This window comes from Pseudomonas helleri, assembly GCF_001043025.1.
GTDB lineage: Bacteria > Pseudomonadota > Gammaproteobacteria > Pseudomonadales > Pseudomonadaceae > Aquipseudomonas > Aquipseudomonas helleri.
Map to the genome: position 1 here is coordinate 61,248 of NZ_JYLD01000021.1, position 13,568 is coordinate 74,815.

7 protein-coding genes are annotated in these 13,568 nt (G+C 54.4%); 4 read left to right on the top strand and 3 right to left on the bottom strand.

From position 1 onward, the window contains the following. The first annotated feature begins 2 nt into the window (after nucleotides 1-2). Nucleotides 3-2,420: a DNA topoisomerase (ATP-hydrolyzing) subunit B gene (gene gyrB / locus TU84_RS23855; RefSeq protein ID WP_048373585.1), complete on the top strand. Its 2,418-nt coding sequence runs from the start codon at nucleotides 3-5 to the stop codon at nucleotides 2,418-2,420. A 116-nt stretch (nucleotides 2,421-2,536) separates the two neighbouring features. Here the strand turns inward: gyrB and TU84_RS23860 are convergent, their stop codons facing one another. Further along, a complete protein-coding gene (locus TU84_RS23860; protein WP_048373587.1) occupies nucleotides 2,537-5,029 on the bottom strand; it encodes a S8 family peptidase in 2,493 nt (830 codons plus the stop codon). A gap of 18 nt (nucleotides 5,030-5,047) precedes the next feature. Next, nucleotides 5,048-6,043, bottom strand: coding sequence for an AAA family ATPase (locus TU84_RS23865; RefSeq protein ID WP_048373589.1), 996 nt, complete (start codon nucleotides 6,041-6,043; stop codon nucleotides 5,048-5,050). Nucleotides 6,044-6,556: 513 nt separating this feature from the next. Between TU84_RS23865 and TU84_RS23870 the strand changes: the two genes are divergently transcribed. Continuing rightward, complete coding sequence (locus TU84_RS23870; RefSeq protein WP_048373591.1) at nucleotides 6,557-8,941, top strand: TOTE conflict system archaeo-eukaryotic primase domain-containing protein; 2,385 nt, start codon at nucleotides 6,557-6,559, stop codon at nucleotides 8,939-8,941. A gap of 51 nt (nucleotides 8,942-8,992) precedes the next feature. Here TU84_RS23870 and TU84_RS23875 read toward each other — a convergent pair whose 3' ends face one another. Continuing rightward, a complete protein-coding gene (locus TU84_RS23875) occupies nucleotides 8,993-9,880 on the bottom strand; it encodes a LysR family transcriptional regulator (protein ID WP_048373593.1) in 888 nt (295 codons plus the stop codon). A gap of 135 nt (nucleotides 9,881-10,015) precedes the next feature. Between TU84_RS23875 and TU84_RS23880 the strand changes: the two genes are divergently transcribed. Next, nucleotides 10,016-11,677: a GMC family oxidoreductase gene (locus TU84_RS23880; protein ID WP_048373595.1), complete on the top strand. Its 1,662-nt coding sequence runs from the start codon at nucleotides 10,016-10,018 to the stop codon at nucleotides 11,675-11,677. Nucleotides 11,678-11,767: 90 nt separating this feature from the next. After that, entirely contained in the window at nucleotides 11,768-13,393 is a 1,626-nt protein-coding gene (locus TU84_RS23885; RefSeq protein ID WP_048373597.1) for an MFS transporter, read from the top strand. The last annotated feature ends 175 nt before the right edge of the window (nucleotides 13,394-13,568 follow it).

The following is a 13,568-nucleotide window of genomic DNA, read 5'->3' on the forward strand; positions in this document are numbered from 1 at the left end:
CATTGAGCGAAGAAAATACGTACGACTCAACGAGCATTAAAGTGCTGAAAGGCCTGGATGCCGTACGCAAACGTCCCGGTATGTACATTGGTGATACTGACGATGGCAGCGGCCTGCACCACATGGTGTTCGAAGTCGTCGACAACTCCATCGACGAAGCGCTGGCTGGCCATTGCGACGACATCACCATTACCATCCACCCGGATGAGTCCATTACCGTGCGCGATAACGGCCGCGGCATCCCGGTTGATGTGCACAAAGAAGAAGGCGTATCGGCGGCCGAGGTCATCATGACCGTGCTGCACGCCGGCGGTAAGTTCGATGACAACTCCTACAAAGTATCCGGCGGCTTGCACGGTGTAGGTGTGTCGGTAGTAAACGCCCTGTCCGAATTGCTGGTACTGACAGTACGTCGCAGCGGCAAGATTTGGGAACAGACCTACGTCCACGGCGTGCCTCAGGCACCTATGGCCATCGTTGGCGAAAGCGACACCACCGGTACTCAGATTCACTTCAAACCGTCTGCCGAGACCTTCAAGAACATTCACTTCAGCTGGGACATCCTGGCCAAGCGTATTCGTGAACTGTCCTTCCTGAACTCTGGCGTGGGTATCGTCCTCAAGGACGAGCGCTCCGGCAAAGAAGAGCTGTTCAAGTACGAAGGCGGTCTGCGTGCGTTTGTTGACTACCTGAACACCAACAAAACCACGGTTAACCAGGTCTTCCACTTCAATGTCCAGCGTGAAGATGGCATTGGTGTAGAAGTCGCCTTGCAGTGGAACGACAGCTTCAACGAGAACCTGTTGTGCTTCACCAACAACATTCCGCAGCGCGATGGCGGTACGCACCTGGTGGGCTTCCGCTCTGCCCTGACGCGTAACCTCAACACCTACATCGAAGCTGAAGGCCTGGCCAAGAAGCACAAGGTCGCCACCACCGGTGATGACGCCCGTGAAGGCCTGACCGCGATTATCTCGGTGAAGGTTCCGGACCCCAAGTTCAGCTCCCAGACCAAAGACAAGCTGGTGTCTTCTGAAGTGAAGACCGCAGTTGAACAGGAAATGGGCAAGTTCTTCTCCGACTTCCTGCTGGAAAACCCGAACGAAGCCAAGCTGATCGTCGGCAAAATGATCGACGCAGCGCGTGCCCGTGAAGCCGCGCGTAAAGCCCGTGAGATGACCCGCCGCAAAGGCGCGCTGGACATCGCAGGCTTGCCGGGCAAACTGGCCGACTGCCAGGAAAAAGACCCGGCATTGTCCGAGCTGTACCTCGTGGAAGGTGACTCTGCTGGCGGCTCCGCCAAGCAGGGACGTAACCGCCGCACCCAAGCCATCCTGCCGTTGAAGGGTAAAATCCTCAACGTTGAGAAAGCCCGTTTTGACAAGATGATCTCTTCGCAAGAAGTCGGCACCTTGATCACCGCACTGGGCTGCGGCATTGGTCGTGAAGAGTACAACATCGACAAACTTCGCTATCACAACATCATCATCATGACCGATGCTGACGTCGACGGTTCGCACATCCGTACCCTGCTGCTGACCTTCTTCTTCCGTCAGTTGCCGGAGCTGATCGAGCGTGGCTACATCTACATCGCCCAGCCGCCGTTGTACAAAGTGAAAAAGGGCAAGCAAGAGCAGTACATCAAAGACGACGACGCCATGGAAGAATACATGACCCAGTCGGCCCTTGAAGACGCCAGCCTGCACCTCAACGAAGACGCCCCAGGCATCTCCGGTGAAGCGCTGGAGCGTCTGGTGTACGACTTCCGCATGGTTATGAAGACCCTCAAGCGTCTGTCGCGCCTGTACCCACAGGAGCTGACCGAGCACTTCATCTACCTGCCGGCCGTCACCCTTGAGCAGTTGGGCGACCATGCTGCCATGCAAGCCTGGATGGCCAAGTTCGAAGAGCGTCTGCGTCTGGTTGAGAAGTCTGGCCTGGTGTACAAAGCCAGCCTGCGTGAAGACCGCGAGCGCAATGTCTGGTTGCCAGAAGTCGAGCTGATCTCCCACGGCCACTCGACCTTCATCACCTTCAACCGCGACTTCTTCGGCAGCAACGACTACAAAACCGTTGTGACCCTGGGCGCCCAATTGAGCACCCTGCTCGACGACGGTGCTTACATCCAGCGTGGCGAGCGTCGTAAACAAGTCACCGAGTTCAAAGAAGCCCTGGACTGGCTGATGGCCGAAAGCACCAAGCGCCACACCATCCAGCGCTACAAAGGGCTGGGCGAAATGAACCCGGACCAACTCTGGGAAACCACCATGGACCCAAGCGTGCGCCGCATGCTGAAAGTCACCATTGAAGACGCGATCGGCGCCGATCAGATCTTCAACACCTTGATGGGCGACGCGGTAGAACCCCGCCGAGACTTCATCGAGAGCAACGCACTGGCCGTGTCCAACCTGGACTTCTGATGCGTGATGGCAGGGGATAGAGACTTATCCCCAAGGCCAATAAAAAAGCCCGCCCTGTTGAGAAACAGGGCGGGCTTTTTGTTATTTGTATTTAAGGGTGGATGTCCAAGGCTGAGCTACACCGCAATGGTATGTTTAGCCGCAACTTTTTCAGCAACAACGCTATAGATATCAGTATCAACTCCCGGAACTTTGACCGAAATAATCAGCGCATAACGTGCAGTACTGTCATACCGTTCCAAAGCCCCTCTGGTCTTCCACCAGCCTAATGACGGGTAAACGGCAAGATAACCGCGACTGGCCAACTCAGCGGCAGTACCTGTCCAACTGTCTTGATGAAGCGATCCCCGGTGGCGTTTCTGTGTACCTAACGTCCATGCGGGGTCATAGTCGTGGCTTGATATTCCATTGTTATCTTCACGCGCTGCGGCATTTACCCTGGCTCTGAAGCGCGGAACATCTTCTGTAGGGCGTTTAACGTCAAAACGTAAACCATGGGACTCATATCGATAGCGAGACCGCCCACGGGCCGATGGATTGGGTTCAATGAAGTAAGACAACGTAACGGTCATTTCAACGTCAGTCGCGCCCAATGCTTCAAGTTCATCTTTGGGCCAAGGTAATTCGTGTAAATGCATTTCTCGTGGAGAAAGACCTTCCCCTTTCCGCTTCTGAAAGGGCTGGAGCGTGTCTTCAACGATGAGTGTGAGCGAATTGGATGCGCTCCACTTGGCCCGCTCAAAGTTGGGCACGCCGAAGCCACAGTGCCTGATCAACCGTTCGTAATCTTGTTTAGTTGGATTTCGATGTTGTGGAAGAAACATGTGCTTCATCGCATCAGTCCACTCTGCTGAGTGAACAATCAAGGCCCGAATACTTTCAGGCCATCGCTGTGGGTATGTGGCCATTAACTGAGCCGCCATCCTCGAGCAAAGTGAGGTCGCAGCGCTGGTGGCTGTCGCCAATGTCAGGCTGCGATCAATGGGATGATTATGAGTTGTCAGTAATGACAACTCCCCAGCAGTGGCTGGTCCCATGAGCTCATCATGGAGAAGATTCCCTCCCTCAAAGAGTACATCTGGTTTTAGGGGGTAATGACTAATCCAGTTCTGCGATGTTGTACTGAATGGACTCAGGCCTCCCTGAGCGGCAACCGTTCTAAGGCCCGGCGCAAGCGCTACCAAGTCTGTATACGCTCCGACCGTTAGTGAGTTCCAAGCCTGAGCAGGATCGCAAATCCCTATAACGGTATTGCTGCTTGGATAGTTAACCCATTCACTCGGGCCTCGAATATTGCCTGCCGAGACTACAAACAGACGTGGGCTGGCTCCTTGGCCATCTGCATCAGCGGCTAGTCGATCAAGTGTTGAAGACCATGATGACGGGCGGCCTCTGTCACGGCCATCAAGAGTGGTTACGGCCATACTGAAGAGTCGGGCCCGCAGAGGAGCCGTAATTTCTGGTCGACTGACAGCCTCAATGGTATTGAAGCCAAAATTGTTCGGGTCTCCGGCGTTGGTTCCGTCACTTGGTAGCAGTTTTACAGATTCAAGACGATGTTCAATCGAGAGAGGTTCTGCTGAGCTCAAGGTAGTAGTCAAATCGCCGTACAACGATAGCCCTGCCATGCTGGTTCCATGTCCATGGTGATCATCCACCCCCCAATCGGGTTCAATAGTGTGGAGGTCTGAATCTGCAAGTGCTGGAGTAAGCAGGGGGTGACCATGGTTTATGCCTGTATCAAGGATGCAAATGTGTGGAGCATTGTCGGAGGTGGAGAAGGTTGTCCTTTCCAGCAACTCTTCAGTCCATTCGTGCTGATCGTTAGGTGTTAACGAATCAAAAAAAGCTGCCGTTTCTTTTGCCCTGCGCAGTTCAGCAATGCTGTTAAGGGCAAGAACCGACTGCTGCAGAACGACCTTGCAGCTTTGAATGATCAGTACTGTTCGCTCTGGGAAGTAAAGCCTTCCACTCAGCACTCGAATACCCAGGCGTTCAGCGATATGCACAAAGCCTTCAACGACGGCTTCGCGGTTGTCTCTGACGGGCAACCATACCTCCCACCAAATTACCTCGTTTGCATCTGTTGGAAAGAGGGAGGGCTCGTCTGTCCAAATTGCTTGAAGCTGAGCCACGTGGATAGACTGAATTGTATGAATAAGGGCTTTATGGTCCAGGCTTTGCCCTTTCTTTCCCCGACGATCAGTCAAGTATTCAATGATGATATTTTCAAAAAAATCGAGCTTTCCGTCTGGAACGAAAACTGTCGCAAAGCCTTTATCGTCTTGCTCTTTGTAATTGAGCAGCTCAATTCCTTTTCGGCTATTGGCCAAACTCTCAAAAGCCAATTTGACATCAGTAAAGCTTTCAAATTGAATTCGAAGCCCTATGCCGTCCTTGATACCTAGCGCTATTTGAGCTTCTTTTGCCTCTAAAGCAACAGGTTGAATTTGCTTAAGCTGTTCTCGAAGGGAGCTGCCATGTTGGATTCGTTCGCGAGTAGGCAGAGGCGAGCGCTTGATTTTAATGTTATGTGACTTGTAGGGTTCAGATGTTGAGGTATTTTTAGGAAACAAGTGCGGAAGGTTTTCTTTGCGTTGATCCATCATCGCGTACCGCTCTTTGAATTAAGTATCCATTAGTAGTTTTTTATTGATGAGCCTGCGCTCTTCCAGCATCCGGAAAATATCAGAATCAGTTATCGATGCCCGGTCATGAATAATGGCATCTTTGATGGTGTCATCCGCTGCGCGCGCAACATCGGCATAACTCAAACCCATGGCTTTCTCTGCCAGCTTCGACCACGATAACCGTTTGGGTTTGAAGATGGCCAAGCGGTTTTTCAGCACCGCAACAATTTGCTCTGCTTCGGGTAGCCCGTACTGGACCATGTCATCAAACCGGCGGAACAAGGCGTAATCCAGAATCTCAGGGTGATTAGTAGCCGCAATCACCAGGCTGTGAGATTGATCCTGTTCAAGCATTTGCAAAAAGCTGTTAAGCACACGACGTATTTCGCCGACGTCGTTGGCCAAGCCACGTTGTGAGCCAATGGCATCGAATTCGTCGAAAAAATATACGCCACGAACGTCTGCGATTGCATCGAAGACTTGACGCAGTTTAGCGGCGGTCTCGCCCATGTACTTAGTGATCAGGGCGTCAAGGCGAACGACAAATAGCGGGATGCCTAACTCGCCTGCCAACGCTGAGGCTGTTAGGGTTTTGCCCGTACCGGGTGGCCCAACAAGCAGCAATTTACGCCTTGGCGACAAGCCATGGGCACGGATTTTGGTATGGTTTTGTTGTTCTTTGATTATCCGATGCAGGCGCATGGCTACCTGCTCGTCCAGAATCATGTCAGATAGTCGAGCTTGCGGGTAATACGCTTGCAGCAACTCGGACAACTCTCCCCTTGGTTGGCTGATGGGGGTAGTCTTGCTAGCCATTTTGGAGGACGGCCGGCTCTTAGCTGCGTCAATGAGCGCTTTGAGTTCCACGGCAAGTTTTCCATGGCCCAGCTTTGCCTCATGGGCTGCAACCTGCATTGCGACAGAGAAAAAGTGGCTGTCGTCACCGGTGATATGTGATTTCAGAAGGGCTTTGAGCTGATCTGCACTTGCCATAGGGTGTGACCTCATTCTAGCCCGGCATTATAGGCTTCATTGGGGGAGGCTTACAGAAAACGGTTTTCCTTTTAGCTAGCCGGTAGGCTAGAGATTTCAGGTTTTTTGCTGGGTGGTAACCGTTTAGGGTGTTTACATGAATATATTAAAAGTTTGTATGGTGTTTATGTAGTAGATGAACCTTGATAAATACGAATAACCTAACGTTAGCAGCTTTTTATGTTTTATCACTCAATATATATCAGGGTAATTCCGATGTAGATGTAAGCTTGTTATTTAAAATGTGTAGGCAATATCTTGGTGTGTTTGTATGAATTATACAGTCCGTGTTGAAAAGTTTATGCTGAAAAATATTAAAGGTGTCTTGTCTCTGAGCGGTGACAAGTGCCATTCTAGTAAGAGGAATTTTTTAAGGCTGTTTTAAATGACCAGATTTAGAGTTAACGTATTCCCATGAATATAATTGATTGATGCCTAGATATTTTCATATACGTGTGTTTGCAAAGAGGTCTCATGACGGGTTCTGATTACCTCGCGCAGCTGCAAGCTGAAAATGCTCGATTGGTCGCTCTATTAGAGGCACACCATATTGAATGGCGACAGACTGAAGTCTTGTCCCCGATTCTTTTATCCGTCACTGAAATACCTGCTCAGTACCTGCGAACTCAAGACAAGCTAGAACTATTTAAGCGTTTGTTTCGAGGTCGCACTGATGTCTTCCCTCTGCGTTGGGAAAGTAAAACCGGGAAGACCGGATTTTCGCCAGCCTGTGCTAATGAATGGCGTCCAGGTGTTTGTCAGAAACCGAAAATCAAGTGTGCTGAGTGCAACCATCGCCAATTAGTTCCTGTGGATGACCACGTACTTTATCGGCATCTGGCAGGCGAGATAGTCGCAGGCGTATACCCATTGCTCGCAGATGACACATGTTTTTTCTTGGCTGTGGATTTTGACGAAGCTGACTGGCGTGAAGACTTACTGAGCTTCGTTCAATCGTGTCGAGAACTGGGCGTGCCGGTGGCTTTGGAGATATCTCGCTCCGGTAATGGTGCTCATGCCTGGATATTTTTTGCGCGGGCTGTCACCGCTCAAGATGCCCGGCGACTGGGGACGGCGATCATTAGTCATACCTGTGTTCGAACGCGACAGCTAAAGCTGAGTTCGTATGACCGGCTTTTCCCTAATCAAGACAGGATGCCAAAGGGTGGTTTTGGCAACCTGATTGCACTGCCGCTGCAGAAGAATGCACGTCAACACGGCTGCACCGTCTTTGTGGATGATGAGTTGAGAGCGTATCCCGATCAATGGGCGTTTCTGGCCAGTATCCAGCCAATGGACATAGAAGATATCGAGCCAGCCATCGTATGCGCGACGGGGCATACCCACCCTCTGGATGTCACATTTGTTGCGCTGGAAGACGAGCAACAGCCTTGGAAGAATCTCGGCCAACAAAGATTGTCTTGCTCAATGCCGATATCCTTGACAGTCACGCTGGCAAACCAGGTTTACTTTGACAAGTCTGAACTTCCGCAAGCATTGGCCAATCGTTTGATTCGATTGGCTGCGTTTCAAAATCCAGAGTTCTACAAGGCGCAGGCGATGCGCATGTCCGTTTGGAACAAACCTCGGATCATTGGTTGTGCAGATAACTACCCCAAGCACATCGCACTACCTCGGGGCTGCTTGGACGCCGCAATCGAGCTCCTGAAGAATAACGGGGTTACGGTCGTAATCCAGGATGAGCGTTTTGCTGGGGAAACCGTCAATTTTAGTTTCGCTGGCTCATTGCGTGAGGATCAGGAGGCAGCAGTAACGGCAATACTGGAGCACGATACGGGCATCCTGTGTGCCCCAACAGCATTCGGCAAAACCGTAGCCGCAGCCGCATTGATTGCACGCCGTGGGGTGAATACGCTCGTGCTTGTGCATCGAACTGATCTGCTACGCCAATGGCAGGAGCGATTGCAGATGTTCCTTGGTCTGGGTAAAGGGGTCGTAGGCAGCATCGGCGGCGGTAAAGTGAAACCGACGGGTGTTATTGATATCGCCGTGATGCAGTCGCTATCCAGGCTGGGGCAAGTTAGCGATCAGGTGAAATCCTATGGGCAGGTCATCGTTGATGAATGCCATCACCTGTCGGCATTTTCGTTTGAGACGATCTTGAAACATGTTCGGGCAAAATATGTGCTTGGACTAACAGCCACACCAGAACGTCGTGATGGTCAGCATCCCATCATATTTATGCAGTGCGGGCCGATTCGACATACCGCGAGCAGGGCAACGAGTGCGCCTGATGATTTGATGGTTGAAACCCGACTGTTGCCCGCTCAAATCAATCTGCCTGAGGGGGCTGGTATTCAAGATGTATTCCGGCACCTGGCTGAGAATATTGAGCGTACAGAGCTGATTGCGCTTGAAGTCGATAAAGCGTTCAACCAAGGCCGTAAGGTGTTGGTGCTGACAGAACGAACCGATCACCTGAGCGCCATAGAGGCAGCGTTGGCGGGTCGTATACAGAACCTGTTTACCTTACATGGGCGTATATCGAAAAAGCAGCGTATCGCGCTGACAGATGAATTAGCCGCCCTGCCACCGGATGTCCCTCGCGTGCTATTGGCCACTGGCAAACTCATAGGTGAAGGATTTGACCATCCACCCTTGGATACCTTGGTGCTAGCAATGCCTATTTCTTGGAAAGGCACATTACAGCAATACGCCGGGCGTTTGCATCGGGAGCATGCGAGCAAATCAGACGTGCGCATCATCGAATTTATCGATGCAGGGCATCCTGCGCTGTTGCGGATGTGGGATAAGCGCCAACGTGGGTATCGGGCGATGGGGTATCGGGTCGCAGATACCTCAAGTTCGATGGAGTTATTTCGAACCTCTCGGGGGTGATCTGGTACTGGGTCATCACTCTGGCTTGTGCGCAGTTGCCTAATTGCGAGGTTAATCCGCCAACAAAACCCCCTGCTCTTCCCTGCACAGCTCCAGCAAAAAATCCCACACCACCCGCAGCCTCACTGATTTGTGCAATTCGCGCCGGGTGCTGATCCAGTAGCTGCGTTGCACTGACTCTTCGGGCAGTACGCGCACCAATTCAGGGTCTTGGCTGGCCATGTAGTTGGGCAGTACGGCGATGCCCAGCCCGGCGCGGGCGGCTTGTTGTTGGGCGATGACGCTGGTGCTGCGGAAGGTCACGGTCGGGTTGCGGCAGAAGTGGTTGATAAACAGCAGTTCTTCGCTGAACAGCAGGTCGTCGACGTAGCCGATCCAGAAGTGGTTGGCCAGGTCGTCGCGGTGGTTCAGGGCTGGCGCTTTGTCGAGGTAGTCGCGGCTGGCGTACAGCGCCAGGCGGTAGTCGGTGAGTTTGCGGGTGATCAACAGGTCGGCGTGGGGCCGGTCGAGGTGCACGCTGATTTCCGCTTCGCGGTTGAGGATGCTGACAAAGCGCGGCACCGCGACCAGTTCAACTTCCAGCCCGGGGTAGCGTTCGAACAGCCCGCGCAAGCGTGAGGTGAGGAACATGATGCCGATGCCTTCGGTCACGCCCAGGCGGATTTTGCCCAATGGGGTGATGGCCTGGGTGATTTCTTCCTGGGCCAGCAGGGCGACGTTTTCCATCGCTTCGGCATGTTTGAGCAACGCCTGCCCGGCCGGGGTCAGTTGGTAGCCTTGGGCATGCTGCACAAACAGCGCCGTGCCCAGGTGCTGCTCAATGTGCTCAATGTGCCGCGCCACGGTGCTGTGGGTGGTATTGAGGCGCTTGGCAGCCGTGAGCAGGCGCCCGCTGCGCTGTAGCTCCAGAAAATACCGCATGTCATTCCAGTCGAACATCGTCGTCCCTCGTGCCCGGTCATTTGCGCTGTGCAAAAACGCACAAGCCATGGGTGAAATCACGCGTTTTCAACTCGAAATTAATCAATAGGATGGAGAACGACAAGAACAAAAAATAATCAGGCGAGGTGCGACATGCCATCAGCCAATCAGATCTACGACTACATTGTGGTGGGCGCCGGGCCTGCGGGGTCAGTGTTGGCGAATCGGCTGTCTGCCGATCCCAAGCACAACGTGTTGCTGCTCGAAGCGGGTGGGCAAGACAACTACCCGTGGATCCATATCCCTGTGGGTTACCTTTATTGCATTGGTAACCCGCGCACCGACTGGTGTTTTAAAACCGAAGCCCAGCCCGGGCTGCAAGGCCGCAGCCTGAGTTACCCGCGCGGTAAGGTGTTGGGCGGCAGTTCTTCGATCAACGGCATGATCTACATGCGTGGTCAGGCCGGTGATTACGACCGCTGGGCAGCCATGGGCAATAAGGGCTGGGCCTGGCAAGACGTGCTGCCGCTGTTCAAACGCAGCGAAAAACACTATGCCGGGAACTCCGCGCTGCACGGCGCCGAGGGCGAGTGGCGGGTTGAGCAGCAGCGTTATTCCTGGACGATTCTGGATGCCTTCCGCGACGCGGCTGCGCAAAACGGCATCGCCAGCGTCAATGACTTCAACGGCGGCGACAATCAGGGCTGTGGATACTTTCAAGTGAACCAGCGCGCCGGTGTGCGCTGGAATGCCTCCAAAGCGTTTATCCGCCCCGTGCTCAAGCGTCCCAACCTGACCGTGCTGACCGGTGTGCAGGTCGATAAAGTGCTGCTGGAGAACCACCGCGCCACGCAGGTGAAGGCCCGCTGGCAAGGCGCAGATCACACCTTTAGCGCACGCCGCGAAATCATCTTGAGCGCGGGCTCGATTGGTTCGCCGGGGATTTTGCAGCGCTCGGGCATCGGCCCGCGGCCATTGCTGGAGAACCTGGGGATAACCGTGCAGCACGAGCTGCCGGGTGTCGGCGGCAACCTGCAAGACCACCTGCAACTGCGCCTGATTTTCAAACTGAGCAACGCCCGCACCCTCAACCAAGTGGCCAACAGCTTGTGGGGCAAAGTCGGCATGGGCCTGCGTTATGCCTACGACCGCAGTGGTCCGCTGGCCATGGCCCCAAGTCAGTTGGGCGCCTTCGTTAAGTCCGATCCGGATCAACCCTCAGCTAACTTGCAGTACCACGTCCAGCCGTTATCGCTGGAGCGCTTTGGAGAGCCGCTGCACACCTTCCCGGCGTTTACCGCGTCGGTGTGCAACCTGCGGCCTAAAAGCCGTGGCCGGGTCGATATCCGCTCGGCCAACCCGGACGACGTACCCTTGATCGATCCCAATTACCTGAGCCATCCCGACGACCTGAAAGTCGCCGCCGATGCGATCCGTCTCACCCGGCGCATCGTCGCCAGCTCCGCCCTGCACACGTTTAGCCCCGAGGAATACCTGCCCGGCGCCGCCCTGCAAACCGAACAGGAACTGCACGAAGCAGCCGCCAAAATCGGCACGACGATCTTTCACCCGGTCGGCACCTGCCGCATGGGGCAAGACGCCGAAGCCGTGGTCGATGCCGAACTGCGGGTGCATGGCATCGCCGGCTTGCGGGTCGCAGACGCGTCCATCATGCCGACGATTGTCTCGGGTAATACCTGTTCGCCTACGCTGATGATTGGCGAAAAGGCCGCGCAATTGATTCTCGCAACCCCCTCTAACGCACTGGAGATAGACGCAGGTATCAGCCGTACTGCAGCAGTACCGGTCGCCTGACAGCGATCGTGGTTTCGGTCGCAGTCATCCGAAACCGACAGTGGACAACAACAATAATCACTGTGGCCCACAGGGCCGAGGACATTGAATATGTCGGACTCAATTGCACAATCGGCAGCAGCCCCCGCCAAGGGGACGACTGGCCGTGAAGAACGAAAGATCATCTTCGCGTCATCCCTCGGGACGGTGTTCGAGTGGTATGACTTTTTCTTGTATGGCGCGCTGGCGACCGTCCTGAGCAAGCAGTTCTTTTCAGGGGTTAACGACACCACCGCGTTTATTTTTGCCTTGATGGCCTTCGCCGCCGGCTTTTTGGTGAGACCGTTCGGGGCCTTGGTGTTTGGCCGCCTGGGCGACATGATCGGGCGAAAATACACCTTCCTCATGACCATCGTTCTGATGGGCTTGTCGACCTTTGCGGTCGGCCTGCTACCCACCTACACCAGCATCGGCATTGCAGCGCCGATCATGCTGGTGCTGTTGCGCATGCTCCAGGGCCTGGCGCTGGGCGGCGAATATGGCGGTGCGGCGACCTATGTGGCCGAACACGCCGCTCCCGGCAAGCGTGGTTTTAACACCAGCTGGATTCAGTCCACCGCCACCTTGGGCCTGTTGCTGTCGCTGCTGGTGGTGTTGAGCTGCCGCTACCTCACCGGCGATCAGTTTGAAGTGTGGGGCTGGCGCTTGCCGTTCCTGCTGTCCATCGTGCTGCTGGGCATCTCGACCTGGATCCGCATGAGCATGCATGAGTCGCCTGCCTTCGCAAAAATGAAGGCCGAAGGTAAAACCAGCAAATCGCCGATCCGTGAATCGTTCGGCAAATGGGAAAACCTGAAAATCGTCCTCATCGCCCTGTTCGGCATCAACGCAGGCCAGGCGGTGACCTTCTACGCGGCGCAGTTCTATGTGCTGTTCTTCCTCACGCAAATGCTCAAGATGGACCCGGCCCAGGCCAACATGCTGCTGATTATCAGCGTGGTCATCGGCGCGCCGTTCTTCATCTTCTTTGGTTGGCTGTCGGATAAAGTCGGGCGCAAGCCGATTTTGATGCTCGGCCTGTTGCTGGCCACGCTGCTGTACTTCCCGCTGTTCAAAGCCCTGAGCCATTACGCCAACCCGCAGATCGACACCGCCAGCCGCCAGTCACCGATTGTGGTCACGGCTGACCCGGCCACCTGCACCTTCCAGTTCGACCCTGTGGGTAAAGCGCGTTTTGACAGCCCGTGCGACAAGGTCAAAACCTTCCTGGTCAAACAAGGCCTGCCTTACGTCTCGCAGTCTGCCCCGACCGGTGCCGACGTACTGGTGACCGTGGGTGAGCAAAAGATCATCGGCTTTAACGAAGCTGCCCTGCGCGAAAGCGTGGCTGCCGCGGGCTACCCGGCCAAGGCCGACCCAAGCACTGTTAACCAGCCAATGGTGGTGTTGATAATGGTGGTGCTGACGCTCATCGCCACCATGACCTACGGCCCGCTCGCGGCGGTGATGGTTGAGCTGTTCCCGACGCGGATCCGCTACACCTCGATGTCCCTGCCCTACCACATCGGTAACGGCTGGTTTGGCGGATTCCTGCCGACCGTGTCGTTTGCGCTGGTGGTGTACACCGGGGATATCTTCTACGGGCTGTGGTACCCGATCGTCATCACCGGCGTCAGCTTCGTGGTGGGGATGCTGTTCCTCAAAGAAACCCGGCACGTGAATATCGATAAGGTTTAACGAAATAACTGTAGGAGCGAGCTTGCCTCGCGATCTTTTAAAAAGATCAAAAGATCGCGAGGCAAGCTCGCTCCTATGTATGGACTCGCCCCCCACTGTCAACCCGCTTTTGCCCACTGACACCCGGCTGCATCTATGTATAAGGCCTATTCTAGGAAGCCATAATCGGCTTCTG

Excerpts from the sequence above, each read along its gene's own strand:
- TU84_RS23875 (WP_048373593.1), bottom strand. The coding sequence starts at position 9,880 with ATGTTCGACTGGAATGACATGCGGTATTTTCTGGAGCTACAGCGCAGC.
- TU84_RS23870 (WP_048373591.1), top strand. The coding sequence starts at position 6,557 with ATGACGGGTTCTGATTACCTCGCGCAGCTGCAAGCTGAAAATGCTCGA.
- TU84_RS23865 (WP_048373589.1), bottom strand. The coding sequence starts at position 6,043 with ATGGCAAGTGCAGATCAGCTCAAAGCCCTTCTGAAATCACATATCACC.
- TU84_RS23880 (WP_048373595.1), top strand. The coding sequence starts at position 10,016 with ATGCCATCAGCCAATCAGATCTACGACTACATTGTGGTGGGCGCCGGG.
- TU84_RS23885 (WP_048373597.1), top strand. The coding sequence starts at position 11,768 with ATGTCGGACTCAATTGCACAATCGGCAGCAGCCCCCGCCAAGGGGACG.
- TU84_RS23860 (WP_048373587.1), bottom strand. The coding sequence starts at position 5,029 with ATGATGGATCAACGCAAAGAAAACCTTCCGCACTTGTTTCCTAAAAAT.